The organism is Citrobacter sp. FDAARGOS_156 (genome assembly GCF_001559235.2).
Lineage (GTDB): Bacteria > Pseudomonadota > Gammaproteobacteria > Enterobacterales > Enterobacteriaceae > Citrobacter > Citrobacter youngae.
Window position 1 is genome coordinate 3,087,071 of the sequence record NZ_CP014030.2, and the last position, 26,306, is coordinate 3,113,376.

Below are 26,306 nucleotides of genomic sequence, written 5' to 3' on the forward strand. Positions count from 1 at the left end.
CATGTATACCGCGAGCGGTACCAAAGCCTATGCACAGGTCAGCGTGGAAAGCGCCGTGATGAGCGCCAACCCGCATCAGTTGATCGAAATGTTGTTTGATGGCGCACATAGCGCCCTGGTGCGCGCTCGTCTGTTTATGCAGCAAGGCGATATCGTTGCCAAAGGTGAGGCATTAAGCAAGGCAATCAATATCATCGATAATGGTCTGAAGGCGGGCCTGGACCACGAAAAAGGAGGAGAGATCGCCACCCATCTTTCTTCGTTGTACGACTATATGGTTCGCCGTTTATTGCACGCAAATCTGAATAATGATTGTCAGGCGATTGAAGAAGTCGAAGGGTTGCTCGGAAACATCGCGGATGCCTGGAAACAGATCTCACCAACCGCGTCGTCCCAGGAGTCCCGTTAATGACCTCAGCCGTGGAGTTTATCAACCGTTGGCAGCGCATTGCGCTGCTCAGTCACTCGCTGCTGGAACTGGCGCAGCGAGGTGAATGGGACCTTTTACTGGAACAGGAAGTTAGCTATCTGCAAAGTATTGAAGTGGTCATGGAAGAACAAACTCCATCTGGCATCACGCGAAGCGTTCAGGATTTGATTGCCGGGTATATTAAACAGACGCTGGATAACGAGCAGTTGCTCAAAGCATTACTGCAGCAGCGTCTGGATGAACTCAGCACGCTGATCGGTCAGTCAACCCGCCAGAAGACGCTAAATAACGCCTACGGTCGGCTTTCCGGTATGTTACTGGTTCCGGATGCGCCAACTGCCCCACAATAATTTCCCGCTTCGTCTGAATAATCTTCCATACTCCAGAGGTCGGCCAAACGGCTTCTGGAGCACGGAAGATGAAAAACCCCACCTTATTGCAGTACTTCCACTGGTATTACCCTGATGGCGGCCAGCTCTGGTCGGAACTCGCCGCACGCGCGGACGGACTTAATGATATCGGCATCAATATGATATGGCTGCCTCCTGCCTATAAAGGTGCGTCCGGCGGATACTCCGTTGGCTATGACACCTACGATCTGTTTGATTTAGGCGAATTCGACCAGAAAGGCACTATTGCCACCAAATACGGCGATAAAAATCAGTTACTGGCGGCAATCGACGCGTTAAAGCACAACGATATCGCGGTACTGCTGGATGTGGTGGTCAACCACAAAATGGGGGCCGACGAGAAAGAACACATTCAGGTTCAGCGCGTAAACGCCGATGACCGCACGCAGATTGACGATGAGATTGTCGAATGCGAGGCCTGGACGCGGTACACCTTCCCTGCCCGTGCGGGTCAGTACTCTCAATTCATTTGGGACTACAAATGCTTTAGCGGCATCGATCATATTGAAAATCCCACCGAGGACGGCATTTTTAAAATTGTTAATGATTATACCGGCGAAGGCTGGAACGTTCAGGTCGATGACGAACTGGGCAACTTTGACTATCTGATGGGCGAAAATATCGATTTTCGCAATCATGCCGTGACTGAAGAGCTCAAATACTGGGCACGCTGGGTGATGGATCAAACCCATTGCGATGGTTTTCGCCTGGATGCCGTCAAACATATCCCGGCATGGTTCTATAAAGAGTGGATCGAGCACGTCCAGGAGGTGGCACCCAGGCCGCTGTTTATCGTCGCGGAATACTGGTCCCATGATGTCGATAAACTGCAAACCTATATTAACCAGGTCGAGGGGAAAACCATGCTGTTTGATGCCCCTTTGCAAATGAAGTTTCACGAAGCGTCCCGCCAGGGTCGCGATTATGACATGAGCCAGATTTTCACCGATACGCTGGTGGAGGCCGATCCCTTCCATGCGGTGACGCTGGTTGCGAACCATGACACCCAGCCGTTGCAGGCGCTGGAAGCCCCCGTCGAGGCGTGGTTTAAGCCGCTGGCCTACGCGCTGATCCTGCTGCGCGAAAACGGTGTGCCGTCGGTGTTCTACCCCGATCTTTACGGGGCACATTACGAAGACACTGGCGACGATGGCGAAACTTATCCTATCGACATGCCCATCATCGAACAGCTTGATGAACTGATCCTCGCACGTCAGCGCTTCGCTCACGGCGTACAGACGCTCTTTTTCGATCATCCTAACTGTATCGCCTTTAGCCGCAGCGGAACGGACGACGATCCCGGCTGCGTGGTTGTTCTGTCTAACGGCGATGACGGGGAGAAGACCATCAATCTCGGCGCGAATTACGGCAATAAAACCTGGCGTGATTATCTGGGAAATCGCGAGGAAAGCGTGGTCACCGATGAAAACGGCGAAGCAACGTTTTATTGTAACAGCGGGAGCGTCAGCGTGTGGGTCATTGAAGAAGTGATTTAAAACTCAACCCCGGTGGCCATTGGCTACCGGGGCGTACGGCTTATGGCAGTGGCGTAGGCAACGGCGTTTTCTTTAACGCATCGGCGCACTCCTGCGTCGGGCGATCAACCCGCTGCAGCGTCATACCGTCATATTCCAGCGTATTGCCGTCACGCTCAATCTCATACAGCTCGCGTTTCACCGTCACGTTGGTGAGATCGCCAGAGAGCATCGTTAGCTTGCCCGGCAGCGCGATCACTCGCTGCCACTGACGGCAATCCAACGTATCCCCCTCTTTTGTGACAATCAGACTGGCGATCGCTTCCGGGCTCACCAGCGCGCGCTGCGGACCTTTCGACTGCCAGTATCCTGCCAGACCGGCAGGAGCTGGTGTTTTCACCACGTCATTATAATTTTGTACCTCGGCGCAGCCAGCAAGCACCAACAATGCACCAACGATTGCTAATTTTTTCATCATTCATCCTGCATGCGAAGAAAAGGGGATTGTGGCATTAAAGCCCTGATGTCGCCAGCCTTTCGGCAGCCCGGAGAAAGATTGATCCAGACGGTGTTACCTCTTATTACTCATAGTCAAAAATTCTGATCGGTGTAATATCCACGCTTCTTGTTACATACCTTCTGAGTTCAGAGGCAAAACGCATGTCATGGCAACACTTCAAACAGGCCTGGTTAATTAAATTTTGGGCCCCTGCCCCTGCGGTTATCGCAGCGGGTATTCTCTCCACTTACTATTTCGGCATTACGGGAACCTTCTGGGCCGTTACCGGCGAATTTACCCGCTGGGGTGGGCAAATCCTGCAACTGTTTGGCGTGCACGCCGAAGAGTGGGGATACTATAAACTGATCCACCTCGAAGGTTCGCCCCTGACGCGTATCGACGGGATGATGATCCTCGGTATGTTCGGCGGCTGTTTCGCTGCCGCACTGTGGGCCAACAACGTCAAATTACGCATGCCGCGCAGTCGGATCCGCATTCTGCAGGCGGTGGTCGGCGGGATGATCGCCGGTTTCGGCGCCCGTCTGGCAATGGGCTGTAACCTGGCCGCGTTTTTTACCGGCATTCCACAGTTCTCGCTGCATGCCTGGTTCTTCGCGCTGGCAACGGCTATGGGCTCATGGTTTGGCGCCCGCTTTACCCTGCTACCGATGTTTCGTATTCCGGTCAAAATGCAGAAAGTTTCCGCCGCCTCGCCGCTGACGCAAAAACCGGAACAAGCGCGTCGTCGTTTCCGCCTCGGTATGCTGGTATTTATCGGCATGATCGGCTGGGCGCTATTGACCGCAATGGACAAGCCGAAGCTGGGTCTGGCCATGTTGTTTGGCGTTGGGTTCGGCCTGCTGATTGAACGGGCGCAAATCTGCTTTACCTCGGCCTTCCGTGATCTGTGGATTTCCGGGCGCACCCATATGGCAAAAGCCATTATCTTCGGCATGGCGGTAAGCGCCATTGGTATCTTTAGCTATGTGCAACTGGGCGTTGAGCCGAAGATTATGTGGGCTGGTCCAAATGCGGTGATCGGTGGCTTACTGTTTGGTTTCGGTATCGTGCTGGCGGGCGGGTGTGAGACCGGCTGGATGTACCGCGCGGTTGAGGGCCAGGTGCATTACTGGTGGGTGGGGCTGGGAAACGTTATCGGCTCGACCATTCTGGCTTACTACTGGGATAACTTTGCCCCTGCCCTTGCCACTCGCTGGGATAAAGTGAATCTGCTCGACACCTTTGGGCCGCTCGGCGGGCTACTGGTGACTTATCTGCTGTTGTTTATTGCATTGATGCTCATCATCGGTTGGGAAAAACGTTTCTTCCGCCGCGCAGGGCTGACGCCTGCTAAGGAATCCGCATGAAAAATATCGTCCCTGATTATCGCCTCGACATGGTCGGTGAACCGTGCCCTTACCCTGCGGTCGCCACGCTGGAAGCCATGCCGCAGTTGAAGAAAGGTGAAATTCTGGAAGTGGTCAGCGATTGCCCGCAGTCAATCAACAATATTCCGCTGGATGCGCGTAACCATGGGTATACGGTGCTGGATATTCAGCAGGATGGGCCAACGATTCGCTATCTGATTCAAAAATAAGTGTAGGCCGGATAGCGCTGCGCTTATCCGGCCTGCATTCTCTGCTTGTTGCACCTACACCTGCATGGACATCACTTCCTGGTAGGCTGATACCAGTTTGTTGCGCACCTGAATACCCATCTGCATCGAAACCGACGCTTTCTGCATATCGGTCATCACATCATTCAGCGCAATGCCTGGTTCACCCAGGGTAAATTTTTCAGCCTGAACGCGAGAGGCGGTTTGCACATCGCTGATTCTGTCCAATGCCGCGTGCAGCTGACCGGCAAAACTCACGGTCGATTGTGGCTGCACATCCTGCATTTTCGCTGACATTGCCGTGGCCTGTAGCTGACTGATAACCCCTTCAATCCCCTGTATTGCCGACATTCTGATCCCCTGGATGATTTTTTACGTAGCAGAGATTACCAGCTCGTCAATAAGATAAAGGCGCTAAATAACGATAAAAAACCTCGGTTTTTAACGCATAGAAAAATTCGAAACCGCAAATAATGAGACCGTCAATTTTTCGAGTTTGCTGACCCGGGAGTGAGTCTTGTTCCACTTTGCAAAAAACGCCGTCCACGATAAGCCACGAGGTGCGAGATGAGTGCGACAGCATCGACTGCAACCCAACTGAAACCTCTCGAGTGGTTAAATCGCCTGCGCGCGAATCCCAAAATCCCTCTGATTGTGGCGGGTGCCGCTGCCGTCGCTATCATCGTTGCGATGGTCCTGTGGGCCAAAGCACCTGACTACCGCACACTGTTCAGCAACCTATCCGATCAGGACGGTGGCGCGATCGTCACGCAGCTGACGCAGATGAACGTTCCTTATCGTTTCACTGAGGGAAGCGGCGCCATTGAAGTCCCTGCTGATAAAGTTCACGAACTGCGTTTACGCCTGGCACAGCAAGGCCTGCCGAAAGGCGGCGCGGTGGGCTTTGAGTTACTGGACCAGGAAAAGTTTGGTATCAGCCAGTTTAGCGAGCAGGTCAACTACCAGCGAGCTCTGGAAGGCGAATTAGCCCGTACCATTGAAACACTGGGGCCGGTAAAACGCGCCCGTGTCCATCTTGCGATGCCCAAACCGTCACTGTTCGTACGTGAACAAAAAGCTCCTTCTGCCTCCGTCACGGTAAACCTGGAGCCGGGTCGGGCACTGGACGAAGGTCAGATTAGCGCAGTAACGCATCTGGTCTCCAGCGCTGTCGCAGGCTTGCCACCGGGCAACGTGACGCTGGTCGATCAGGCAGGACATCTGTTAACCCAGTCGAACACCAGCAGCCGCGACCTGAACGATGCGCAGCTGAAATATGCCAGCGATGTTGAAGGTCGCGTACAGCGTCGTATTGAATCAATCCTGTCGCCCATTGTCGGTAACGGCAACGTACATGCACAGGTTACTGCCCAGCTGGATTTCGCCAACAAAGAGCAAACCGAAGAGAAGTACAGCCCAAATGGCGACGACTCACAGGCTGTTCTGCGTTCACGCCAGCTTAACGTCAGCGAGCAGATAGGAAGCGGAGCGCCTGGCGGCGTACCGGGCGCACTGTCTAACCAGCCCGCGCCGGCGAATACGGCCCCGATTAATACACCACCAGCAAATCAGCAAAACCCGCAGAATGCGCAAACCACGCAAACGGCGAATAACGCCAATGCCGGACCGCGCAGCACGCAGCGTAACGAAACCAGCAACTATGAAGTTGACCGTACCATTCGTCACACCAAGATGAATGTGGGTGATGTACAGCGCCTGTCGGTGGCGGTAGTGGTCAACTATAAAACGTTACCGGATGGCAAACCGCTGCCGTTAACCGCCGACCAAATGAAACAAATTGAGGACCTGACCCGCGAGGCCATGGGCTTCTCTGAAAAACGCGGCGATACCCTGAATGTCGTGAACTCCCCCTTCACCGCAAGTGATGACGCGGGCGGAGAGCTTCCATTCTGGCAGCAGCAGTCCTTTATTGATCAGCTAATGTCCGCTGGCCGTTGGTTGCTGGTTCTGTTGGTGGCCTGGATCCTGTGGCGTAAAGCGGTTCGTCCGCAGTTGATGCGTCGCAGCGAAGAGGTCAAAGCCGCACAAGAACAAACACGTATTCGCCAGGAAACGGAAGAAGCGGTTGAAGTTCGCCTCAGCAAAGACGAGCAGACCCAGCAGCGCCGTAACAACCAGCGGCTGGGTGCTGAAGTCATGAGCCAGCGTATTCGTGAAATGTCAGATAACGATCCGCGCGTCGTGGCGCTGGTCATTCGCCAGTGGATAAATAACGAACATGAGTAATCTTAGCGGCACCGATAAAAGCGTCATCTTATTGATGACCATTGGCGAAGATCGCGCGGCGGAGGTCTTTAAGCACCTTTCCACGCGCGAAGTGCAGGCTCTCAGTACGGCAATGGCCAACGTGCGTCAGATCTCCAACAAGCAGTTGACGGAGGTTCTGGCCGAATTTGAACAAGAAGCCGAGCAGTTTGCCGCACTGAACATCAACGCCAACGAATACCTGCGCTCCGTGCTGGTAAAAGCGTTGGGCGAAGAACGTGCCTCCAGCCTGCTGGAAGACATTCTGGAAACTCGCGATACCACCAGCGGCATTGAAACGCTCAACTTTATGGAGCCACAAAGCGCCGCCGATCTTATTCGCGACGAGCACCCGCAGATTATCGCCACCATTCTGGTTCACCTCAAACGGGGCCAGGCCGCCGATATTCTGGCGCTGTTCGACGAGCGCTTACGCCACGATGTCATGCTGCGTATCGCGACTTTCGGCGGCGTACAGCCTGCCGCACTGGCAGAACTGACCGAAGTGCTGAACGGGTTGCTCGACGGCCAGAACCTCAAGCGCAGCAAAATGGGCGGCGTGAGGACAGCAGCAGAAATTATCAACCTGATGAAGACGCAGCAGGAAGAAGCGGTTATTACCGCGGTACGCGAATTCGACGGCGAGCTGGCGCAGAAAATTATCGACGAGATGTTCCTGTTCGAAAATCTGGTGGATGTCGACGATCGCAGCATCCAGCGTCTGTTGCAGGAAGTGGATTCCGAATCGCTGCTGATAGCCCTGAAAGGTGCCGAGCAACCATTGCGCGAGAAGTTCCTGCGCAACATGTCGCAGCGTGCCGCCGATATCCTGCGCGACGATCTTGCCAACCGCGGTCCGGTACGTTTGTCGCAGGTGGAAAACGAACAGAAAGCAATTCTGCTTATCGTACGTCGTCTGGCCGAGACCGGCGAGATGGTGATCGGCAGCGGCGAGGATACCTATGTCTAACGATCTGCCATGGAAAGTCTGGACGCCTGACGATCTCGCCCCGCCAATGGCGGAGTTCATACTGGCCGATCATACCGACGATCAGCCGTCCGACGAGACAGAAGAGCCACAGCTATCTGCGGAACAACAGCTTGAGCAGCAGTTGGCGCAAATGCAGCTCCAGGCCCATGAGCAAGGATATAATGCCGGTCTGGCTGAAGGTCGGCAAAAAGGGCACGCACAAGGTTATCAGGACGGACTGGCCCAGGGTCTGGAGCAGGGTCAGAACCAGGCTCGCGCCCAACATGCGCCGATTCATGCCCGCATGCAGCAACTGGTCAGTGAGTTTCAGAATACACTGGATGCCCTGGACAGCGTCATTGCATCGCGCCTGATGCAAATGGCACTGGAAGCGGCGCGCCAGGTTATCGGCCAGACCCCCATCGTGGATAACGCCGCACTGATTAAGCAAATCCAACAGCTGTTACAACAGGAGCCGCTGTTTAGCGGTAAACCGCAGTTGCGCGTCCATCCGGACGATCTGCAGCGGGTGGAAGAGATGCTGGGGGCGACCCTCAGTCTGCACGGCTGGCGACTGCGTGGCGATCCAACGTTGCATCACGGTGGCTGTAAAGTCTCTGCTGATGAAGGCGATCTGGACGCCAGTGTTGCCACCCGCTGGCAAGAGCTCTGCCGTCTGGCAGCGCCGGGAGTCGTGTAATGACCACTCGCCTGACTCGCTGGCTCAACACGCTGGACAACTTCGAAGAAAAAATGTCGCTGCTGCCTGCGGTGCGTCGTTACGGGCGTCTGACCCGCGCCACCGGGCTGGTACTGGAAGCCACAGGTCTGCAGTTGCCGCTGGGTGCCACCTGCGTCATTGAGCGTCAGGATGGCAACGAAACCCAGGAAGTCGAAAGCGAAGTGGTTGGCTTTAATGGTCAACGCCTGTTTCTGATGCCGCTAGAAGAGGTCGAAGGCGTTCTGCCGGGCGCGCGCGTTTACGCGAAAAACATCGCCGGCGAAGGGCTGCAAAGCGGGAAACAATTACCGCTGGGCCCTGCCCTGCTGGGGCGTGTTCTCGATGGCAGCGGGAAGCCGCTTGATGGGTTGCCTGCACCCGACACCACGGAAACAGGGGCGCTAATCACCCCGCCATTTAACCCCCTGCAACGTACCCCGATTGAACACGTGCTGGATACTGGCGTACGGCCTATCAATGCGCTGTTAACCGTCGGGCGCGGTCAGCGAATGGGGCTTTTCGCTGGTTCCGGTGTGGGTAAAAGCGTCCTGCTCGGCATGATGGCACGCTATACCCAGGCTGACGTCATTGTTGTCGGTCTGATTGGCGAGCGTGGACGCGAAGTTAAAGATTTTATTGAAAATATACTTGGCGCCGAGGGACGTGCACGCTCGGTGGTGATTGCCGCTCCGGCGGACGTTTCCCCGCTGTTGCGTATGCAGGGTGCAGCCTACGCCACGCGCATCGCCGAAGATTTTCGCGATCGCGGCCAGCACGTGCTGCTGATTATGGATTCCCTCACCCGTTATGCAATGGCACAGCGTGAAATTGCACTGGCGATCGGCGAACCTCCGGCAACGAAAGGCTATCCGCCGTCGGTGTTTGCTAAATTACCCGCACTGGTTGAACGGGCTGGCAACGGTATTCATGGCGGCGGTTCCGTGACCGCATTTTATACCGTACTGACCGAAGGCGACGACCAACAGGACCCTATTGCTGACTCCGCCCGTGCCATTCTCGACGGCCACATTGTCCTGTCCCGTCATCTGGCCGAGGCCGGTCACTATCCGGCCATTGATATTGAAGCCTCAATCAGCCGCGCAATGACCGCATTGATCAGCGAGAAACATTATGCGCGGGTACGCAACTTTAAGCAGCTACTGTCCAGTTTCCAGCGTAACCGCGATCTGGTCAGCGTAGGCGCCTACGCCAAAGGCAGCGATCCCATGTTGGATAAAGCCATTGCCTTATGGCCACAGCTGGAAGCATTTTTACAGCAAGGCATCTTTGAACGAGCCGACTGGGAAGACTCCCTGCAGGCTTTGGATCTGATTTTCCCAGGTGTGTGATTAAGCAGGAGAGCATAGGTCATGGCACAACATGGTGCGCTGGCAACACTTAAAGACCTGGCTGAAAAAGAAGTCGATGACGCAGCTATCTTATTAGGCGAGATGCGCCGCGGATGTCAGCAGGCGGAAGAGCAGTTGAAGATGCTGATCGATTATCAGCATGAATATCGCAACAATCTTAATAGCGATATGGGTCAGGGTATTACCAGTAATCGCTGGATTAACTATCAACAATTTATTCAGACGCTGGAAAAAGCGATTGAGCAACATCGCCAACAGCTCAACCAATGGACGCAGAAAGTGGACCAGGCGTTGAGCAGTTGGCGCGATAAAAAGCAGCGACTGCAGGCATGGCAGACTCTGCAGGACAGGCAAACCACAGCCGCGTTACTGGCTGAAAACCGCCTGGATCAGAAAAAAATGGATGAATTTGCTCAGCGTGCAGCTATGAGGAAACCCGAATGATTACTTTACCCCAACTGATTACCACCGACACCGACGTAGCCGCAGGTCTTCAGTCAGGCAAAGCGGTAGATTCCCCCGAGGATTTTTTAGCGTTGCTGGCAGGTGCATTAGGTGCAGGCGATGCACAGGGTAAAGGCGCCCCGCTGTCACTGGCCGATTTACAGGCCGCAGGCAGCAAACTGCAAAAAGGGTTATTGCAAAAGAATGGTGATACCGCACAGACGCTAAAATTAGCCGATCTGCTGACACAAAAAGAGGTCCAGACCGAGGCGTCGCTGGCCGACCTGACTGATGCACAACAGTTGCTGTCTGCGCTCACGCCGTCACTGAAGGTTAATGCCCTGACAACACTGGGCAAAACCGCACAGCATGATGAAAAAACCGCCCGTCTGAGTGATGACGATCTCGCCAACCTGAGTGCGCTGTTCGCTATGCTGCCGGGGCAACAGGTAACCACTCCGGCTGTTGATGCCACCCCAGCCCCGGCGGATGCGACGCTGTCGGTGTTGTTACGTGGTAATACCCCCAGCACGACTGCCGATAGCGCCAGTGAATTACTGACCGGCGAAGGGAAAAAAGGTAAAGCAGATACAGCGATGCATGCCAGTGGCGCGGATCAGACCAACAATGCTGGTTTCACCCCATTAACGGCAGCGGCAGCAACGCGCGCAGAGATTGAAAGTTCACCGTCACCAACCAGCGTTGGCGCAACAATAGCTCCGCTGGCTGGCACACAGACACATGCGCAGCCGTTACCGACTGCCGCGGCTCCGGTATTGAGCGCCCCGCTGGGAAGCCATGAATGGCAGCAATCACTGAGTCAACACGTCACGCTGTTCACCCGCCAGGGCCAGCAAAGTGCGGAACTGCGTTTACATCCGCAGGATCTGGGGCAAGTGCAGATTTCCCTCAAGCTTGATGACAACATGGCGCAACTGCAAATGGTCTCGCCTCATAGCCACGTTCGCGCGGCGCTGGAAGCGGCATTACCCATGCTGCGCACGCAGTTGGCTGAAAGCGGGATCCAACTGGGGCAAAGCAGTATCAGCAGCGAAAGTTTCGCCGGTCAGCAACAGTCGTCTTCACAGCAACAACAGGCTGGGCGTGCGCATGGACAAGATATTTTTGCTCCCGAAGATGATGCTGTTCTGGCCACACCTGCCGCACTGCAAGCCGCGGCTCGCGGTGATGGTGCAGTAGACATCTTCGCCTAACGCCAGAGGTAGCATGATTATCCGCGTCTTTTCCACGCTTTGTCGTGGTCAGGACACGGGATAATCAGCCTATAAGCTGTACCGAAACAGGAAGCCCGTATCTGATGACTGACTCCGCGATTAACAAAAAGAGTAAACGCGCTATTTGGATCCCTCTGCTGGTGTTAATTACGCTCGCCGCCCTCGCTACTGCGGGCTATAGCTACTGGCGCATGCAGCAGCAACCGTCCGCCAGCGTAAAAGCGGAACCGGCTCCACCGCCTGCCCCAGTGTTCTTTGCACTGGATACGTTTACCGTCAATTTAGGTGATGCGGATCGCGTGCTGTATATCGGTATCACACTGCGCATGAAAGACGAGGCGACACGCTCGCGTCTGAACGAATATCTGCCAGAAGTGCGCAGCCGTCTGCTGCTATTGTTCTCTCGCCAGAACGCCGCCACGCTCGCAACAGAAGAAGGCAAACAGCAGCTGATTGCCGCTATCAAAGAGACGCTCGCGACTCCGCTCGTTGTCGGGCAGCCGAAACAGGTTGTCACCGACGTTCTTTATACAGCTTTTATTCTGCGGTAAAGACATGGGCGACAGTATTCTTTCTCAGGCTGAAATCGACGCATTGCTTAACGGCGATAGCGAAACTAAAGACGAACCCATTTCCGGTATCGCAAATGAAAGCGATATTCGTCCTTATGATCCCAACACTCAGCGCCGCGTCGTTCGTGAGCGTTTGCAGGCGCTGGAGATCATTAACGAACGCTTTGCGCGCCAGTTCCGTATGGGGTTATTTAACCTGCTACGCCGCAGCCCGGATATTACCGTGGGCGCGATCCGTATCCAGCCCTACCACGAGTTTGCACGTAACTTGCCGGTTCCGACCAACCTGAACTTAATCCACCTGAAACCGTTACGCGGGACAGGTCTGGTGGTGTTCTCACCGAGTCTGGTGTTTATCGCCGTAGATAACCTGTTCGGCGGTGATGGTCGTTTCCCGACGAAAGTCGAAGGCCGTGAATTTACGCACACTGAACAACGCGTCATCAACCGCATGCTGAAACTGGCGCTGGAAAGCTACAGCGACGCGTGGAAGGCTATCAACCCGCTGGAAGTGGAATATGTCCGTTCCGAGATGCAGGTGAAGTTTACAAATATCACCACCTCCCCGAACGACATCGTGGTGAACACCCCGTTCCACGTTGAAATCGGCAACCTGACCGGTGAATTTAACATCTGTCTGCCATTCAGCATGATTGAACCGTTGCGCGAACTGCTGGTAAACCCACCGCTGGAAAACTCGCGTAATGAAGATCAGAACTGGCGCAATAATCTGGTGCGTCAGGTTCAGCATTCTGAGCTGGAACTGGTAGCAAACTTTGCTGACATTCCGCTGCGGCTGTCCCAGATTTTGAAGCTGAAACCCGGCGATGTACTGCCGATTGAAAAACCCGACCGCATTATTGCTCATGTGGACGGCGTACCTGTGCTGACCAGCCAATATGGCACCGTAAATGGTCAGTATGCGTTACGCGTAGAACATTTGATAAACCCGATTTTGAATTCGCTGAATGAGGAACAGCCCAAATGAGTGACATGAATAATCCGTCCGATGAGAACACTGGTGCATTGGACGATCTGTGGGCTGACGCGTTAAACGAGCAAAAAACAACGACCACCAAAAGTGCGGCCGATGCGGTATTCCAGCAGTTAGGTGGCGGCGATGTCAGCGGTGCACTGCAGGATATCGACCTGATCATGGATATTCCGGTCAAGCTGACCGTTGAATTGGGCCGCACCCGCATGACCATCAAAGAGCTACTGCGCCTGACGCAGGGTTCGGTCGTCGCGCTGGACGGTCTGGCGGGCGAGCCGCTGGATATTCTGATCAACGGTTATTTGATTGCTCAGGGTGAAGTTGTGGTAGTCGCAGATAAATACGGTGTACGTATTACTGACATTATTACCCCATCTGAACGTATGCGTCGTCTGAGCCGTTAACGATGAATACCCAGGCCACCGTCGCTCAGCCCGCAGCTGTACCCGGCTCACCGTTAGTGCAGGTCAGCGGCGCGCTGCTGGGGATCATTGTGTTGATCCTGGGAGCCGCCTGGCTGATTAAGCGCCTGGGATTTGCCCCCAAAAGCGTCGGCACGCGTGGACTGAAAGTTTCAGCCAGTACCTCATTAGGTCCACGTGAGCGGGTGGTAATTGTTGAGGTCGAAGATGCCCGTCTGGTACTGGGGGTCACAGCGTCGCAGATCAACGTTCTGCATACCCTCCCCCCGGCACCTGCCAGTGCAGAAGAAAAAGCGGCCTCCCCTGCGGATTTCCAGGCCATGATGAAGAGTTTGCTGAAGCGTCCTGGGAGATCCTGATGCGCCGTTTGTTATCCCTCACGCTGACGGGTGTGTGGCTGTTCAGCCCAGCAGCCCTGGCCCAACTACCGGGTCTGGTTAGCCAGCCGCTGCCCGGCGGCGGACAAAGCTGGTCATTGCCCGTCCAAACGCTGGTGTTTATCACCTCGCTGACGTTCCTGCCCGCTATTTTGCTGATGATGACCAGCTTCACCCGCATCATCATCGTTTTTGGCCTGTTACGTAATGCGCTGGGAACACCGTCAGCACCGCCGAACCAGGTTTTACTTGGACTGGCGCTGTTTTTGACCTTTTTCATCATGTCGCCGGTGATCGACAAAATCTACGTTGATGCGTATCAACCCTTCAGCGAAGAGAAGATCTCCATGCAGGAAGCCATGGAGAAAGGCGCACAGCCGTTGCGTGAGTTTATGCTGCGTCAGACCCGTGAAGCCGATCTGGCTCTGTTTGCCCGCCTGGCAAACAGCGGTCCGTTACAGGGACCTGAAGCCGTACCGATGCGCATTTTGCTGCCGGCTTATGTCACCAGTGAGTTGAAAACGGCATTCCAGATAGGTTTTACCATTTTCATTCCATTTCTGATAATCGATCTGGTTATCGCCAGCGTCCTGATGGCGCTAGGGATGATGATGGTGCCACCTGCCACCATTGCACTCCCATTCAAGCTCATGCTGTTTGTGCTGGTTGACGGCTGGCAGCTGCTTGTCGGCTCGCTTGCACAAAGCTTTTACAGTTAGAGGCGCGAAATGACTCCTGAATCGGTCATGATGATGGGCACTGAGGCGATGAAAGTTGCCCTTGCCCTTGCCGCACCTTTGTTGCTGGTTGCCCTCGTTACGGGTCTTATCATCAGTATCCTGCAGGCGGCAACCCAGATTAACGAAATGACGCTGTCCTTCATTCCGAAAATTGTCGCGGTCTTTATTGCCATCATCGTTGCCGGTCCGTGGATGCTTAATTTGCTGCTCGACTACGTGCGTACGCTGTTCAGCAATATTCCCTACATCATCGGGTAAACGACGCTATGTTGCAGGTGACCAGCGTTGAGTGGCTCCACTGGCTGAATCTTTACTTCTGGCCCCTGCTGCGCATACTGGCGCTCATTTCAACGGCTCCGATACTCAGCGAACGCGCCATCCCCAAACGGGTAAAACTGGGGCTGGGGTTAATGATTACCATGGTTATCGCTCCGCTGCTTCCCCCCGTAAACGTGCCCATCTTTTCTGTCGGCGCGATATGGCAGGCGATGCAGCAAATCCTGATCGGCATCGCATTAGGGTTCACCATGCAATTTGCGTTTGCCGCGGTGCGTACCGCCGGGGAAATCATCGGTCTGCAAATGGGTCTCTCCTTCGCAACCTTCTTCGACCCGGGCAGCCGCCTGAATATGCCCGTTCTGGCACGTCTGATAGATTTGCTGGCGATGCTGCTGTTCCTCACCTTTAATGGTCACTTGTGGCTTATCTCGCTATTGGTGGATACCTTCCATACTCTGCCTATCGGTGGCAATCCGGTTAATAGCAATGCCTTTCTCGCGCTGGCGCGGGCGGGGGGACTCATCTTCCTCAATGGTCTGATGCTGGCTCTGCCGGTGATGACGCTGCTGCTCACACTCAACCTCGCACTCGGTTTGTTAAACCGTATGGCGCCGCAGCTATCGATATTTGTCATTGGTTTCCCACTCACCCTGACCGTGGGTATTTCATTAATGGCCGCGCTAATGCCATTAATTGCCCCCTTCTGTGAGCGCTTATTCAGTGAGATTTTTAATTTGCTGGCTGACATCATCAGTGAAATGCCTTCAAAATAATAACCCTTATTTTTTATCCTGTTTTACTAAGGATTGTCCTAAATTCAAATACAGGCAACATCCACCAGGATAACGCTGTCGCGGTTTATTTGTTTTTGCCTCACTCACATAACGCAACATTTACTTTACTTTAAGATGTTTCCTGGCAAATTATACGCAACTTTACGGGATAGTAAATTCGCCTGAAAACAGCGAAAGCGTCATATTGGGTCGTTATTATTCCGTTTAGTTGTGATGAAATAATCAGGTAAGGGGAATTATCGTTACGCATTGAGTGAGGGTATGCCATGTCAACGATTATTATGGATTTATGCAGTTACACCCGGCTAGGGTTGACCGGATATCTGGTAAGTCGGGGGGTGAAGAAAAGGGAAATCAACGATATTTCAAGCGTTGATGAACTCAGCGTCGCCTGTGTCTCACTGCAGCCGTCTGTGGTGTTTATTAATGAAGACTGCTTTATTCACGATCCGGATAACAGCCAGAGAATTAAGCAAATCATTAATCAACATCCCAGCACTTTATTTATTGTATTTATGGCGATTGCCAATGTCCATTTTGATGAGTATCTCTTAGTAAGAAAAAATTTATTAATCAGTTCTAAGTCGATTAAACCAGATTCACTGGATGAACTTCTTGGCGATATTCTGAAAAAGGAAGTGGATATTGTCATTGATGTGAACCTGCCAACACTATCATTAAGCCGTACCGAATCCAGCATGCTACGTATGTGGATGGCCGGTCAGGGAACAATACAGATATCCGATCAAATGAATATCAAGGCGAAGACAGTCTCATCCCATAAGGGGAATATAAAACGAAAGATCAAGACACATAATAAACAAGTTATCTATCACGTTGTACGACTCACAGATAACGTCACCAATGGTATCTTTGTGAATATGCGTTAGGACATTCTGACTGGTGGGTTTACCACCAGTCAGAATCAGCGTCTGGATTACTCCACTTTTTCCACAAAGATCCCATCCTGATGGCCTGACTCATTAAAGAACCAGATACCGAGCGGGTAGTCTTCCAGAGAAACCAGGTACATGGTGCCTTCACTAAACTCTTCAATCGCCAGTACCCGGCCTGGCCGACGCGGCCCACCGTCCGTTTTGACTGTAACCCGATCATTCACCTTCATCGTTTTCCTCCTGTGGCTTTGTGCCAGTGTAGAACAAATTCCTTTTCCTGGCAGCGCCCTGCTCGCGTGATTGCGGGTTTTCTCGACGGTCTATACTTAACTTGTACGCATCAGAGATTCTGATACGTGCCCCGGTATCCTTAACGGTTGAGAGGTATGAGGATGAAAACCGCGAAAGAGTACAGCGATACGGCCAAACGTGACGTCAGCGTCGATGTGGACGCGCTATTGAAAGCTATCAACGAAATCTGCGAGAGCGAAATTCATCGCAGCCATGATGACCCCGATCGCGTCAGCGTTGATGGCCGGGATTATCATACATGGCATGAACTGGCCGACGCGTTCGAGCTTGATATCCATGATTTTAGCGTGACGGAGATCAATCGCTGACTTTGGGCGAAAAAAATCCCGGCCCGTATCGGGTCGGGATCAAGCTTGCTTATGCAAGAAGCACTTGAAAATTCGTTACACCAGGAAATCTGATGCGAAACCAACCTTATCTGCAATTTTTTTGCCTGACAAGTAAATAATTCTCACCAAAATGATAAATATAACTAATGGTTGAGAGATCACCAGGTTACGCCAGCCTGCGGTATTCAGGCATCCTGGCGCAGCGGACTGCGTTCGCCAGGAACCAGTTCATCTTCACGAAATGCCTCCCGTTTGACGCCAAAACCGTCATACCAGCGGCACTCCACCATTCCGCTGGCATACCCGGTAACGATCATGCGTGGGCCACCCTCTTTCGCGGTGACTTCCTCACTGACAGAAAAGACCATACCCGCCTCCTGTATCAAGAGAAACCTTTTCACCTTAGACGACAAAGAGACGTTTTGCGTAGTCTGGCAGGCGACAATTAGTGCGAAACTCCGCGTAACCTGGCAACCATTTTTACCAGCACCACCACGATCCCACCGATAATAAAGCCGAGCACCAGATTAAGCAGAGTCGGAAGCATCAGAGCAATGAATGAACTCTGCTGTTGGGCAAATTGCTCAATCGCATGATGCAGCGGCGCAATGCCGTGTACCACAATGCCGCCACCGACTAAAAACATCGCCAGCGTGCCGACCACGGAAAGTGATTTCATGAGCCAGGGAGCAACCACCAGCAATCCCTTACCCAGGGCCTGAGCCAGTGCGCTGCGCTTTTCTGCCAGCCAGTAGCCAATATCATCGAGCTTCACAATAATACCGACCAGACCATATACGCCAACGGTCACCACCAAAGCAATACCCGACAAAACCAGTACCTGATTCAACAACGGCGCATCCGCCACAATACCCAACGTAATGGCCACAATCTCTGCAGATAAAATAAAGTCAGTACGTATCGCCCCTTTGATTTTATCTTTCTCAAAGGTGAGAGGATCCTGCGCCGCCAACGATGTCAGACGCTGCTGACGCTCCTCTGGGGTCTCTTTTTGTTTTCGCGCTTCCAGGGTGTGAAGCACTTTTTCCACGCCCTCAAAACAGAGGAACGCCCCACCAATCATCAATAAGGGGGTGATAGCCCATGGAATGAAGGCGCTGATCAATAGCGCCAGCGGCACCAGGATAACTTTGTTGACGAAAGATCCTTTAGCCACACTCCAGACCACCGGAAGCTCGCGGTTCGCCCGCACGCCCGATACCTGTTGCGCGTTAAGCGACAAATCGTCTCCCAGCACACCCGCCGTTTTTTTCGCGGCCAGTTTTCCCATCACTGAGATATCGTCCAGAAGCGTGGCGATGTCATCAAGCAAGGTGAGTAAGCTACTTCCTGCCAAAATTTTAATCCTCAATATTATTGTTTTGCAGCCATAAGTATGAAGTAAAACACGCCATGCTGAAACAGACCTTTCTGGTCAACAATTATTTAACAACAGCAGGCAATTATAAGTCTCGCCAGCATGATAGTTTTGACGTTTACTATGTTGCACCTTTTTATTTCCACCGTGAGGGATTATGCGTTTCAGGCAATTGTTACCGCTTTTCAGTGCGCTATTTGCGCTGTACATCATTTGGGGTTCCACGTACTTCGTTATTCGCATTGGCGTTGAAAGTTGGCCGCCGTTGATGATGGCTGGCGTACGTTTTCTCTCTGCTGGAGTGTTATTAACACTTTTTTTACTTCTTCGCGGACACAAGCTACCGCCTCTGCGCCAGCTCCTGAACGCCGCGTTAATTGGTATCCTGCTGCTGGCCGTGGGTAATGGGCTGGTTACTGTTGCAGAACATCAAAATGTTCCTTCCGGTATTGCCGCCGTAGTGGTTGCCACCGTCCCGCTGTTTACGCTGTGCTTTAGCCACTTTTTTGGCATCAAAACACGCAAACTGGAATGGATGGGGATCGCAATTGGACTCGCCGGGATTATCATGCTTAACAGCGGCGGTAACTTGAGTGGTAATCCCTGGGGGGCAGTATTAATCCTGATTGGTTCAATGAGCTGGGCGTTTGGCTCCGTGTACGGCTCACGTATAACCTTGCCCGTTGGCATGATGGCCGGTGCTATTGAAATGTTAGCCGCGGGCATTGTGCTGATGTGCGCATCGCTGCTCAGTGGAGAAAAGCTGACCACGATGCCAACCTTCTCCGGTTTTATGGCGGTGGCATATCTCGCCCTGTTCGGCTCAATTATTGCGATTAACGCTTATATGTTCCTTATTCGTAATGTAAGCCCGGCGTTAGCCACCAGCTATGCCTACGTCAACCCGGTAGTGGCGGTTCTGTTAGGTACGGGGCTGGGAGGTGAAAGCCTGGCGTTGATCGAGTGGCTGGCGCTCGGGGTCATTGTTTTTGCCGTGGTATTGGTGACGCTGGGGAAATACTTATTCCCGGTCAAAGCTGACGCGGTCGCAGCCCCATCGGAAAAGTCGTTACAGTAAATGAATGCCCTGAGTGTCGATCTGCGCGGTGGCACCGCCGCCGCAGATCCACTCGATAACCCGTTCAGACAGTGCCTCGTTATCCAGTTTCTCACGCCCACGCAGGGCGCATTCCCAGACAATCAAGACCCGCCATCCCAACGACTGCAATTTTTCGCAGTCCCGCTTATCACGTACCACATTTTTTCCTATCTTCTCCAGCCAGAACGCCGTGCGGGTTGCCGGGACTTTAAAGAGATAGCAGTTGTGCTGATGCCAGAAACAGCCGTGGGTAAAGAGAACGCAACGGTAGTCATCCACCACAAAATCGGGGCGACCGGGCAACGTTGCATCCTGCGCGCGAAACGTTACCCCCTGCTCCGTCAGGATGTCGGCCAGACGTTTTTCGATCGCCGTATCGCGGGTCCCTATCGCTCGCATATTTTTACTGCGTGTCGCCTTATCGTGAACGTCTGCCATGCTGCTGTTCTTTCTCACGGAGCGCAACAGCCTGCTTGATCTTCGGCTCCAGCAGTTTGGCTACCGCCGCAAATGCCGGGACGACCACCGAATTACCGAACTGGCGGTAAGCCTGGGTATCTGATACCGGAATGCGAAACTGGTAACCCTGAGGAGACTCAAACCCCATTAGGCGAGCACACTCTCTTGGCGTTAATCGACGAGGACGATGTCGTTGATTGGCGGGATCATCGAAATCCTGTTCACCCAGCGCCATATCCCAGCCACGGTCTATCAAAATTTCAGCCCCATCCTTATAGTAACGTGCGGATAATGTACGCGTTACGCTATCGGGATTGCCGGGATAGACCATACCGTAGCCAAACCCATTGCCCCGTGCCTGATGTTTTTTCGCATAGCGATACAGGTATTTCCACAGGACCGGTGTCAGCACATATTTCGCATCAACGGTCGGTTCAAGCAGCTCTGCGAGCGTCGTTCGACGCTGAGGGTAGCGGCTGACAATATCGCGCAACGTAAAGTCTGACTTCAAGCTCAGATCACGTCGAAAGCCGACGAGCACGATACGTTCGCGATGCTGGGGTAAAAAATGTTGCCCATCGATAATCTTCGGATCATCCGGGCCATTATCGGCTGCATCCGCCACGTCATAGTCCAGTTCATCCAGCGTTTGCATGATGATGCGAAAGGTTTTTCCCTGGTCATGACTCTTCAGATTTTTAACGTTTTCGAGCACAAATATAGCCGGCCGCCGCGCGTCGATAATTCGCACCACGTCAAAAAAAAGCGTGCCTTGCGTATCACAGGCAAAACCGTGGGCACGCCCTAACGCGTTTTTCTTTGATACACCCGCCAGAGAAAATGGCTGGCAAGGGAAGCCGGCCAGCAGGACATCATGCTCGGGAACATGTTGACGAATATGCTCTGCAGCCTGCTCGTCACTCACCCCCTCATGATGGCTGAGCGTAATATCACGAATATCTTCATTAAAGTGGTGCTGCAGAGGATCGCAGTAGTGATTCGCCTTGTAGGTGCGCACCGCATGCTTGTTCCACTCGCTGGTAAACACGCACTGCCCGCCGATCGCTTCAAAACCGCGACGAATTCCGCCAATACCAGCAAAAAGATCGATAAAGCGAAAAGCATAATGTGGATGATGCGCAGGCGGTGTCGGTAGCATGGCGTTCAGATGAGCCAGCTCAGCGTCGCTGAGCCGATGCCATGTTTCATTGGCGACCACACGCTTAAAGATGGCCGGACTCCAGCGATTCTCACCAACACCATTCAGATGAGCAACCAGCGTTTTCACATCGTATATTTCAAGCAACTTAGCCAAAATCACCTGTGCGGCGGCCTCGTTATCATCTGTCATCGGGTTCATGGAGCCTGCTACTGATAAATTATCCTGCATACGTTTAACCGGCCGAAATGGATAGTCGACAGGTTAACATAAATTGGTGCAATTGACGTTTCAGCAATGACGACTACTGATATGCTTTAAGGGGTTGAATCGCCGCAAGATCCAACATTTCATATTCTCCTTTTAATTCTGCGCTGAGTTTTGCCATATACGTCAATAAAAAGTCAGCATTATGCTGTGCTAAATGCCGCCCTTGTTCAGTTTGCATTGTCAGTGGCAACGTCAGCAGTTTGGTCTGGAAATGATCAAGCGCGTACTGTTTATCATCGAGGCTACGCTGCCGGGCAAACGGATCCTCCGCATCAAACAATGCCACACCCAGCGAGCCAGAAACGGCGAACACGCGCGCCAGACCGATAGCACCGAGCGCCTCAAGTCGATCGGCATCCTGAACGATTTTGGCTTCAAGTGCCGTGGGCGTAATTTTTGCGCTAAAACTGTGCGCTGCGATAGCGTGACTCACCGCATGCAGCCGATCCTGAGGAAATTCAGGAAAGTCCTGTGACAGTACACGACAGGTTTCCTGGGCTGCCAGTACCGATGAGCGATGACGTTCCGGATGATTTTTCGGTAAGCTGACAAGATCGTGGAAATAGCACGCGGTCAGTACGACCAACCAGTCTACGTTCGCATCCGTGCTCAGCTTTTGAGCCGTCTGCCACACGCGGCGAAAGTGAAAGATGTCATGGGCAGCGTCGTGCCCTGAATGATTTTCACGTAACCAGGCTTCAAATCTCGACTGCCAGTCGTGGAGTTCCATGATCTCTCCCTTTACATAAAGAAAACCACCTTAGCAATAATTTTTACCCTGAACCACTGTCTGCCTTCTTTTATATCAAAATTCAATTGTTAAATAACATCCATAACAAATGCCAATTTATAATTTCCACATACAGCATTGATAATAAATTATCCTGACAAGCATAAAAACAATAATAAAAACATATAAAATACACACAACAAATATCAATCCACAAGATACAAATCAATTGATAATCATGTATTTATGTGTTGAATAAAAACAATAAATACATATAAAAATAATTTAAAAAACTCAAATGGAAACATTTTGAAATATCTAAAATATAATTGTTACATGTTATATTTTAAATTAAATGAACTTCATAGATAGTATCGAAATGTAGTTTTCAGGACATCACTACATATTCATTTTAATTATTAAATAAAGGGAATACATAATGAAAAGAAAAGTACTGGCACTGCTTCTCCCAGCTTTATTAGCTGCAGGCGCAGCAAATGCGGCTGAAATTTATAATAAAAACGGCAATAAACTGGATCTGTACGGAAAAGTCGATGGTCTGCGTTATTTCTCTGACGATACAGATAACGACGGCGATCAAACCTATGCGCGTCTGGGCTTTAAGGGCGAAACGCAGATCAACGATATGCTGACTGGCTACGGTCAGTGGGAATATAACGTTCAGGCCAACGGCACCGAAGGTGACAAAGGCGATTCCTGGACTCGTTTGGCTTTCGCAGGCCTGGGCTTTGCTGAAAACGGCACCTTCGATTACGGTCGTAACTACGGCGTCGTGTACGACGTTGAAGCCTGGACCGATATGCTGCCAGAATTCGGTGGTGATACTTACACTCAGACCGACGTGTATATGCTGGGTCGTACCAACGGCGTTGCTACTTATCGTAACCACGGCTTCTTTGGTCTGGCTGATGGCCTGAACTTCGCCCTGCAGTATCAGGGTAATAATGAAGGTAGCAGCGTAGGTCAGGAAGGTTCTGGTAATAGTGAAAACCGCAAACTGGCGAAAGAAAACGGCGACGGTTTCGGTATGTCCACCTCTTATGACTTTGACTTCGGTTTAAGCCTCGGTGCAGCGTACTCCAGTTCTGATCGTACTAACAGCCAGGTCGCTGCTGGTCGCGGCGATCGTAGCTATGCCAATAAATATGCAGGTGGAGATACAGCAGATGCCTGGACTATTGGTGCGAAGTACGACGCTAACAACGTTTACCTTGCTGCTATGTACGCAGAAACACGGAACATGACAGCATACGGCAGCGGCTCTTCTAAAAATGCTGCTGGTGAAGATGTTGCAAATGGCGGTATCGCCAACAAAACACAGAACTTCGAAGTTGTTGCACAATACCAGTTTGACTTTGGTCTGCGCCCGTCCGTTGCATTCCTGCAATCTAAAGGTGTCGACTTAGGTGGCTGGGATCACCATAGCAATGGCACCCCACGCTACACCGACAAAGATCTGGTAAAATATGTTGATGTGGGTATGACTTATTACTTCAACAAAAACATGTCCACCTACGTTGATTACAAAATCAACCTGCTGGATGAAGATGACAGCTTCTATGAAAGCAATGGCATCGCAACTGACGATATTGTTGCCGTTGGTTTAGTCTACCAGTTCTAATTTTGCACAATACGTATCAGGCCTGCTTCATATGAAGCGGGCTTTTTGTTTATTTGAAGCGGATTTTTATGTCACGAAGGCAATAGAACGACAAACTTGTGAGGATACTCAAAGAAAAAAACATCCGTGACTGCTGTCGTTGAAAGCAAGGCGTGCAAGTGTTTGAATAGTGGCGGAGAGAGGGGGATTTGAACCCCCGGTAGAGTTGCCCCTACTCCGGTTTTCGAGACCGGTCCATTCAGCCGCTCTGGCATCTCTCCGTTCTGGTGGTTGCCATGATGCCAGGTAATTTGGCATTTTAACAGACCCAGTTCCGTCAATTTCGTTCAAGTGACGAGTTTGCGAGCAAAACGATGATTAAGTGGCCCTGGAAAGAGCAAGAAACAGCCCGGAATGATGACTGGCCCTGGGATGATGCCCTGGCAATTCCTCTTCTGGTGAATCTTACTGAACAAGAACAAGCCAGGCTTATTGTCCTGGCTGAGCGTTTTTTACAGCAAAAAAGATTGGTTGCGCTACAAGGATTTGAACTGGACGTACTGAAAAGTGCACGAATTGCTCTGCTTTTCTGTTTGCCTGTTCTGGAATTAGGCATCGAGTGGCTCGATGGTTTTCATGAAGTCCTTATTTACCCTGCCCCGTTTGTCGTGGATGACGAATGGGAAGATGATATTGGGCTGGTGCACAATCAACGGATTATTCAGTCAGGCCAAAGCTGGCAACAGGGTCCGGTGATCCTGAACTGGCTTGATATCCAGGATTCCTTCGATGCTTCCGGCTTTAATCTGATTATTCACGAAGTGGCACATAAACTTGATATGCGTAATGGCGATCGCGCCAGCGGCGTTCCGGCTATTCCGCTGAGGGAAATTGCGAACTGGGAGCACGATCTCCATGCCGCGATGAACAACATCCAGGATGAAATCGATCTGGTAGGTGAAACGGCCTGCAGTATAGATGCCTACGCAGCAACCGATCCTGCAGAATGCTTTGCGGTATTATCCGAGTATTTCTTCAGCGCCCCCGAGTTGTTTGCACCACGTTTTCCGGCATTGTGGCAACGTTTTTTCCAGTTCTATCGCCAGAACCCAATGCTTCGGTTGCGCGATAGCCAGGAAGAAGACCATTTTCGCTCATCAAATGTACATTAATACTGAATTTGAAGATTAATTAACCAATTGATATGACGTATTAATTTTACTGTTGACACGTCATGGTGAGGTCAGTAATATGCGCCTCGTTCACACGATTCCTCTGTAGTTCAGTCGGTAGAACGGCGGACTGTTAATCCGTATGTCACTGGTTCGAGTCCAGTCAGAGGAGCCATATTTAAGAAGCCTGCTTAGGAAACTAAGCAGGCTTTTTGCTTTATATCTGATAATCAATCATCACTTCATCAGGCTCCATCGCCTGGCGTTTAATCTCTTCCACAGATAAACCTGCGTTGCATAGCTCGATGAATCGCCAGACGTAATTGCGCTGCAACTGACCACGTTTGAGCCCCAGCCAAACGGTGTTCGCATCAAATAAATGCCGGGTATCAAGGCGGGTTAACGTCCCCTCCTCCTGCTCGCCACTGGATTGCTCCGCCACCAGCCCGATTCCCAGCCCCAGCGCTACATACGTTTTAATCACATCCGAGTCCTGTGCACTGAGGATAATATCCGGCACCAAACCTTTACGCGCAAATGCCTCATCAATACGTGAACGCCCCGTAATACCCTGCCGATAGGTAATGAGCGGCCAGTGAGCAATAGACTCAAGCGTAAGCGGGGAAGCCTTAACTAATGGATGATCGAGTGGAACAAGCAGGCTGTGCTGCCAACGAAACCAGGGAAACGCCACCAACAGCGGATCGCTGCTGAGTCGTTCACTGGCAATACCAATGTCAGCGCCACCATTTTGCAGGAGAACGTCAATTTCTTGCGGCGTCCCCTGGATAAGCTCCAGGCGAACCTCCGGGAAGAGCTCACGAAATGCTTTGATCACCGCAGGCAGACTATAGCGTGCCTGCGTGTGTGTGGTCGCAATGGTCAGCACACCAGACGTGTCATTGGTAAACAGGTCCGCCAGTCGGCGAACATTACTGGCTTCATTAAGAATACGCTCAGCGATCACCAGCAACGCCTTCCCCGGTTCGGTCATGCCAAGTAAACGTTTACCACGACGAATAAAAATTTCGATGCCAAGTTCATCTTCAAGTTCACGAATATGCCGACTTACCCCCGACTGCGAGGTATAAAGAATATTCGCGACTTCCGTCAGGTTGTAATCCTGACGGGCCGCCTCGCGGATTATTTTAAGTTGCTGGAAATTCACTTTTCGCTCCGGGTACATCAGACATTACACTATTGTTAAAGTCTGATGCCCGGCATAACAAATAATAAAAACCTGCATCTTATTCCTGGCTGGAATAAGGT

At 52.1% G+C, this 26,306-nt stretch carries 31 protein-coding genes, 2 tRNA genes and 1 pseudogene; 24 read left to right on the plus strand and 10 right to left on the minus strand.

What is annotated here, in order from left to right; translation table 11 throughout:
• Position 1: 1 nt before the first annotated feature.
• The 3 genes from fliS (at position 2) to amyA (ending at position 2,336) form a co-directional block, all read left to right on the plus strand.
• A complete protein-coding gene (fliS, locus tag AL515_RS15160; RefSeq protein ID WP_061068105.1) occupies positions 2-409 on the plus strand; it encodes a flagellar export chaperone FliS in 408 nt (135 codons plus the stop codon).
• The gene (gene fliT, locus AL515_RS15165; protein WP_048211316.1) at positions 409-780 is read left to right on the plus strand and encodes a flagella biosynthesis regulatory protein FliT; all 372 of its coding nucleotides are present in this window, start codon (positions 409-411) and stop codon (positions 778-780) included. The genes fliS and fliT overlap by 1 nt, the downstream gene beginning before the upstream one ends.
• 68 nt (positions 781-848) lie before the next feature.
• Positions 849-2,336: an alpha-amylase gene (amyA, locus tag AL515_RS15170; RefSeq protein ID WP_061068106.1), complete on the plus strand. Its 1,488-nt coding sequence runs from the start codon at positions 849-851 to the stop codon at positions 2,334-2,336.
• Positions 2,337-2,376: 40 nt separating this feature from the next.
• On the opposite strand, the gene yedD is transcribed toward amyA, so the two are convergent.
• Positions 2,377-2,790 (minus strand): lipoprotein YedD, encoded by a 414-nt coding sequence (gene yedD / locus AL515_RS15175; RefSeq protein WP_048211314.1) that lies wholly within the window; start codon positions 2,788-2,790, stop codon positions 2,377-2,379.
• Between the two features lie 185 nt (positions 2,791-2,975).
• On the opposite strand from yedD, the gene yedE reads away from it, so the two are divergent.
• Positions 2,976-4,181: a selenium metabolism membrane protein YedE/FdhT gene (gene yedE, locus AL515_RS15180; RefSeq protein ID WP_061068107.1), complete on the plus strand. Its 1,206-nt coding sequence runs from the start codon at positions 2,976-2,978 to the stop codon at positions 4,179-4,181.
• A complete protein-coding gene (gene yedF, locus AL515_RS15185; RefSeq protein ID WP_000790504.1) occupies positions 4,178-4,411 on the plus strand; it encodes a sulfurtransferase-like selenium metabolism protein YedF in 234 nt (77 codons plus the stop codon). The genes yedE and yedF overlap by 4 nt, the downstream gene beginning before the upstream one ends.
• A 54-nt stretch (positions 4,412-4,465) precedes the next feature.
• Here yedF and fliE read toward each other — a convergent pair whose 3' ends face one another.
• A complete protein-coding gene (gene fliE / locus AL515_RS15190) occupies positions 4,466-4,780 on the minus strand; it encodes a flagellar hook-basal body complex protein FliE (protein WP_005127749.1) in 315 nt (104 codons plus the stop codon).
• Positions 4,781-4,996: 216 nt separating this feature from the next.
• On the opposite strand from fliE, the gene fliF reads away from it, so the two are divergent.
• The 14 genes and pseudogenes from fliF (at position 4,997) to rcsA (ending at position 16,502) form a co-directional block, all read left to right on the plus strand.
• Positions 4,997-6,676 carry a flagellar basal-body MS-ring/collar protein FliF gene (fliF, locus tag AL515_RS15200; RefSeq protein ID WP_048211312.1) on the plus strand — a complete coding sequence of 560 codons (1,680 nt, stop codon included), beginning with the start codon at positions 4,997-4,999 and terminating at the stop codon, positions 6,674-6,676.
• Complete coding sequence (gene fliG / locus AL515_RS15205) at positions 6,669-7,664, plus strand: flagellar motor switch protein FliG (RefSeq protein WP_048211311.1); 996 nt, start codon at positions 6,669-6,671, stop codon at positions 7,662-7,664. Before fliF ends, fliG begins: the two co-directional genes overlap by 8 nt.
• Positions 7,657-8,364, plus strand: coding sequence for a flagellar assembly protein FliH (fliH, locus tag AL515_RS15210; RefSeq protein WP_048211310.1), 708 nt, complete (start codon positions 7,657-7,659; stop codon positions 8,362-8,364). Before fliG ends, fliH begins: the two co-directional genes overlap by 8 nt.
• Positions 8,364-9,734, plus strand: a complete 1,371-nt coding sequence (fliI, locus tag AL515_RS15215; protein ID WP_005127755.1) for a flagellar protein export ATPase FliI — start codon at positions 8,364-8,366, stop codon at positions 9,732-9,734. The genes fliH and fliI overlap by 1 nt, the downstream gene beginning before the upstream one ends.
• A gap of 21 nt (positions 9,735-9,755) precedes the next feature.
• On the plus strand, positions 9,756-10,199 hold the full coding sequence (gene fliJ / locus AL515_RS15220) for a flagellar export protein FliJ (protein ID WP_005127756.1): 444 nt from the start codon (positions 9,756-9,758) through the stop codon (positions 10,197-10,199).
• Complete coding sequence (fliK, locus tag AL515_RS15225) at positions 10,196-11,413, plus strand: flagellar hook length control protein FliK (protein WP_061068108.1); 1,218 nt, start codon at positions 10,196-10,198, stop codon at positions 11,411-11,413. The genes fliJ and fliK overlap by 4 nt, the downstream gene beginning before the upstream one ends.
• Before the next feature lie 104 nt (positions 11,414-11,517).
• A complete protein-coding gene (fliL, locus tag AL515_RS15230) occupies positions 11,518-11,985 on the plus strand; it encodes a flagellar basal body-associated protein FliL (RefSeq protein ID WP_048211308.1) in 468 nt (155 codons plus the stop codon).
• A 4-nt stretch (positions 11,986-11,989) separates the two neighbouring features.
• On the plus strand, positions 11,990-12,994 hold the full coding sequence (gene fliM / locus AL515_RS15235) for a flagellar motor switch protein FliM (RefSeq protein ID WP_005127760.1): 1,005 nt from the start codon (positions 11,990-11,992) through the stop codon (positions 12,992-12,994).
• Positions 12,991-13,404 carry a flagellar motor switch protein FliN gene (gene fliN, locus AL515_RS15240; RefSeq protein WP_005127761.1) on the plus strand — a complete coding sequence of 138 codons (414 nt, stop codon included), beginning with the start codon at positions 12,991-12,993 and terminating at the stop codon, positions 13,402-13,404. The genes fliM and fliN overlap by 4 nt, the downstream gene beginning before the upstream one ends.
• A 2-nt stretch (positions 13,405-13,406) precedes the next feature.
• A complete protein-coding gene (gene fliO, locus AL515_RS15245; protein WP_048211307.1) occupies positions 13,407-13,781 on the plus strand; it encodes a flagellar biosynthetic protein FliO in 375 nt (124 codons plus the stop codon).
• A complete protein-coding gene (fliP, locus tag AL515_RS15250) occupies positions 13,781-14,518 on the plus strand; it encodes a flagellar type III secretion system pore protein FliP (protein ID WP_048211306.1) in 738 nt (245 codons plus the stop codon). The genes fliO and fliP overlap by 1 nt, the downstream gene beginning before the upstream one ends.
• 9 nt (positions 14,519-14,527) lie before the next feature.
• Positions 14,528-14,797, plus strand: coding sequence for a flagellar biosynthesis protein FliQ (fliQ, locus tag AL515_RS15255; RefSeq protein ID WP_003030425.1), 270 nt, complete (start codon positions 14,528-14,530; stop codon positions 14,795-14,797).
• 8 nt (positions 14,798-14,805) lie between these two features.
• Positions 14,806-15,598, plus strand: a pseudogene (gene fliR / locus AL515_RS15260) (flagellar biosynthetic protein FliR); the annotation flags it as partial.
• Between the two features lie 280 nt (positions 15,599-15,878).
• Positions 15,879-16,502: a transcriptional regulator RcsA gene (gene rcsA / locus AL515_RS15265; protein ID WP_048211304.1), complete on the plus strand. Its 624-nt coding sequence runs from the start codon at positions 15,879-15,881 to the stop codon at positions 16,500-16,502.
• Positions 16,503-16,549: 47 nt separating this feature from the next.
• On the opposite strand, the gene dsrB is transcribed toward rcsA, so the two are convergent.
• Entirely contained in the window at positions 16,550-16,738 is a 189-nt protein-coding gene (gene dsrB / locus AL515_RS15270) for a protein DsrB (protein WP_005127768.1), read from the minus strand.
• Between the two features lie 162 nt (positions 16,739-16,900).
• Between dsrB and yodD the strand changes: the two genes are divergently transcribed.
• Positions 16,901-17,128, plus strand: coding sequence for a YodD family peroxide/acid resistance protein (gene yodD, locus AL515_RS15275; RefSeq protein WP_048211303.1), 228 nt, complete (start codon positions 16,901-16,903; stop codon positions 17,126-17,128).
• A gap of 206 nt (positions 17,129-17,334) precedes the next feature.
• Here yodD and AL515_RS15280 read toward each other — a convergent pair whose 3' ends face one another.
• Positions 17,335-17,517, minus strand: coding sequence for a YodC family protein (locus AL515_RS15280; protein WP_061068109.1), 183 nt, complete (start codon positions 17,515-17,517; stop codon positions 17,335-17,337).
• Between the two features lie 77 nt (positions 17,518-17,594).
• Positions 17,595-18,506 carry a DUF808 domain-containing protein gene (locus tag AL515_RS15285; RefSeq protein WP_048211301.1) on the minus strand — a complete coding sequence of 304 codons (912 nt, stop codon included), beginning with the start codon at positions 18,504-18,506 and terminating at the stop codon, positions 17,595-17,597.
• 178 nt (positions 18,507-18,684) lie between these two features.
• Here AL515_RS15285 and yedA point away from each other — a divergent pair, with 178 nt between their 5' ends.
• Positions 18,685-19,605 (plus strand): drug/metabolite exporter YedA, encoded by a 921-nt coding sequence (yedA, locus tag AL515_RS15290; protein ID WP_061068110.1) that lies wholly within the window; start codon positions 18,685-18,687, stop codon positions 19,603-19,605.
• Here the strand turns inward: yedA and AL515_RS15295 are convergent.
• The 3 genes from AL515_RS15295 to AL515_RS15305 form a co-directional block, all read right to left on the minus strand.
• Positions 19,597-20,064, minus strand: coding sequence for a very short patch repair endonuclease (locus AL515_RS15295; RefSeq protein WP_048211299.1), 468 nt, complete (start codon positions 20,062-20,064; stop codon positions 19,597-19,599). The genes yedA and AL515_RS15295 overlap by 9 nt on opposite strands.
• The gene (locus tag AL515_RS15300) at positions 20,045-21,475 is read right to left on the minus strand and encodes a DNA cytosine methyltransferase (RefSeq protein ID WP_061068111.1); all 1,431 of its coding nucleotides are present in this window, start codon (positions 21,473-21,475) and stop codon (positions 20,045-20,047) included. Before AL515_RS15300 ends, AL515_RS15295 begins: the two co-directional genes overlap by 20 nt.
• Before the next feature lie 73 nt (positions 21,476-21,548).
• On the minus strand, positions 21,549-22,244 hold the full coding sequence (locus AL515_RS15305) for a phosphohydrolase (protein WP_061068112.1): 696 nt from the start codon (positions 22,242-22,244) through the stop codon (positions 21,549-21,551).
• 439 nt (positions 22,245-22,683) lie between these two features.
• Here AL515_RS15305 and ompC point away from each other — a divergent pair, with 439 nt between their 5' ends.
• Positions 22,684-23,886 carry a porin OmpC gene (gene ompC, locus AL515_RS15310; protein ID WP_061068113.1) on the plus strand — a complete coding sequence of 401 codons (1,203 nt, stop codon included), beginning with the start codon at positions 22,684-22,686 and terminating at the stop codon, positions 23,884-23,886.
• A gap of 170 nt (positions 23,887-24,056) precedes the next feature.
• On the opposite strand, the gene AL515_RS15315 is transcribed toward ompC, so the two are convergent.
• Positions 24,057-24,146, minus strand: a tRNA-Ser gene (locus tag AL515_RS15315).
• A 93-nt stretch (positions 24,147-24,239) separates the two neighbouring features.
• Here AL515_RS15315 and mtfA point away from each other — a divergent pair.
• The gene (gene mtfA, locus AL515_RS15320; RefSeq protein ID WP_061068114.1) at positions 24,240-25,037 is read left to right on the plus strand and encodes a DgsA anti-repressor MtfA; all 798 of its coding nucleotides are present in this window, start codon (positions 24,240-24,242) and stop codon (positions 25,035-25,037) included.
• Between the two features lie 99 nt (positions 25,038-25,136).
• A tRNA-Asn gene (locus AL515_RS15325) sits at positions 25,137-25,212 on the plus strand.
• 42 nt (positions 25,213-25,254) lie between these two features.
• Here AL515_RS15325 and cbl read toward each other — a convergent pair.
• Entirely contained in the window at positions 25,255-26,205 is a 951-nt protein-coding gene (gene cbl, locus AL515_RS15330) for an HTH-type transcriptional regulator Cbl (protein WP_048211294.1), read from the minus strand.
• Between the last annotated feature and the right edge of the window lie 101 nt (positions 26,206-26,306).

Excerpts from the sequence above, each read along its gene's own strand:
- rcsA (WP_048211304.1), top strand. The coding sequence starts at position 15,879 with ATGTCAACGATTATTATGGATTTATGCAGTTACACCCGGCTAGGGTTG.
- fliL (WP_048211308.1), top strand. The coding sequence starts at position 11,518 with ATGACTGACTCCGCGATTAACAAAAAGAGTAAACGCGCTATTTGGATC.
- AL515_RS15300 (WP_061068111.1), bottom strand. The coding sequence starts at position 21,475 with ATGCAGGATAATTTATCAGTAGCAGGCTCCATGAACCCGATGACAGAT.
- fliM (WP_005127760.1), top strand. The coding sequence starts at position 11,990 with ATGGGCGACAGTATTCTTTCTCAGGCTGAAATCGACGCATTGCTTAAC.
- fliS (WP_061068105.1), top strand. The coding sequence starts at position 2 with ATGTATACCGCGAGCGGTACCAAAGCCTATGCACAGGTCAGCGTGGAA.
- yedE (WP_061068107.1), top strand. The coding sequence starts at position 2,976 with ATGTCATGGCAACACTTCAAACAGGCCTGGTTAATTAAATTTTGGGCC.
- AL515_RS15295 (WP_048211299.1), bottom strand. The coding sequence starts at position 20,064 with ATGGCAGACGTTCACGATAAGGCGACACGCAGTAAAAATATGCGAGCG.
- ompC (WP_061068113.1), top strand. The coding sequence starts at position 22,684 with ATGAAAAGAAAAGTACTGGCACTGCTTCTCCCAGCTTTATTAGCTGCA.
- fliG (WP_048211311.1), top strand. The coding sequence starts at position 6,669 with ATGAGTAATCTTAGCGGCACCGATAAAAGCGTCATCTTATTGATGACC.
- yedD (WP_048211314.1), bottom strand. The coding sequence starts at position 2,790 with ATGAAAAAATTAGCAATCGTTGGTGCATTGTTGGTGCTTGCTGGCTGC.
- fliP (WP_048211306.1), top strand. The coding sequence starts at position 13,781 with ATGCGCCGTTTGTTATCCCTCACGCTGACGGGTGTGTGGCTGTTCAGC.
- fliO (WP_048211307.1), top strand. The coding sequence starts at position 13,407 with ATGAATACCCAGGCCACCGTCGCTCAGCCCGCAGCTGTACCCGGCTCA.
- fliN (WP_005127761.1), top strand. The coding sequence starts at position 12,991 with ATGAGTGACATGAATAATCCGTCCGATGAGAACACTGGTGCATTGGAC.
- fliJ (WP_005127756.1), top strand. The coding sequence starts at position 9,756 with ATGGCACAACATGGTGCGCTGGCAACACTTAAAGACCTGGCTGAAAAA.
- fliK (WP_061068108.1), top strand. The coding sequence starts at position 10,196 with ATGATTACTTTACCCCAACTGATTACCACCGACACCGACGTAGCCGCA.
- fliT (WP_048211316.1), top strand. The coding sequence starts at position 409 with ATGACCTCAGCCGTGGAGTTTATCAACCGTTGGCAGCGCATTGCGCTG.
- amyA (WP_061068106.1), top strand. The coding sequence starts at position 849 with ATGAAAAACCCCACCTTATTGCAGTACTTCCACTGGTATTACCCTGAT.
- fliF (WP_048211312.1), top strand. The coding sequence starts at position 4,997 with ATGAGTGCGACAGCATCGACTGCAACCCAACTGAAACCTCTCGAGTGG.
- dsrB (WP_005127768.1), bottom strand. The coding sequence starts at position 16,738 with ATGAAGGTGAATGATCGGGTTACAGTCAAAACGGACGGTGGGCCGCGT.
- fliH (WP_048211310.1), top strand. The coding sequence starts at position 7,657 with ATGTCTAACGATCTGCCATGGAAAGTCTGGACGCCTGACGATCTCGCC.
- yedA (WP_061068110.1), top strand. The coding sequence starts at position 18,685 with ATGCGTTTCAGGCAATTGTTACCGCTTTTCAGTGCGCTATTTGCGCTG.
- fliE (WP_005127749.1), bottom strand. The coding sequence starts at position 4,780 with ATGTCGGCAATACAGGGGATTGAAGGGGTTATCAGTCAGCTACAGGCC.
- yodD (WP_048211303.1), top strand. The coding sequence starts at position 16,901 with ATGAAAACCGCGAAAGAGTACAGCGATACGGCCAAACGTGACGTCAGC.
- fliQ (WP_003030425.1), top strand. The coding sequence starts at position 14,528 with ATGACTCCTGAATCGGTCATGATGATGGGCACTGAGGCGATGAAAGTT.
- AL515_RS15280 (WP_061068109.1), bottom strand. The coding sequence starts at position 17,517 with ATGGTCTTTTCTGTCAGTGAGGAAGTCACCGCGAAAGAGGGTGGCCCA.
- AL515_RS15305 (WP_061068112.1), bottom strand. The coding sequence starts at position 22,244 with ATGGAACTCCACGACTGGCAGTCGAGATTTGAAGCCTGGTTACGTGAA.
- mtfA (WP_061068114.1), top strand. The coding sequence starts at position 24,240 with ATGATTAAGTGGCCCTGGAAAGAGCAAGAAACAGCCCGGAATGATGAC.
- fliI (WP_005127755.1), top strand. The coding sequence starts at position 8,364 with ATGACCACTCGCCTGACTCGCTGGCTCAACACGCTGGACAACTTCGAA.
- yedF (WP_000790504.1), top strand. The coding sequence starts at position 4,178 with ATGAAAAATATCGTCCCTGATTATCGCCTCGACATGGTCGGTGAACCG.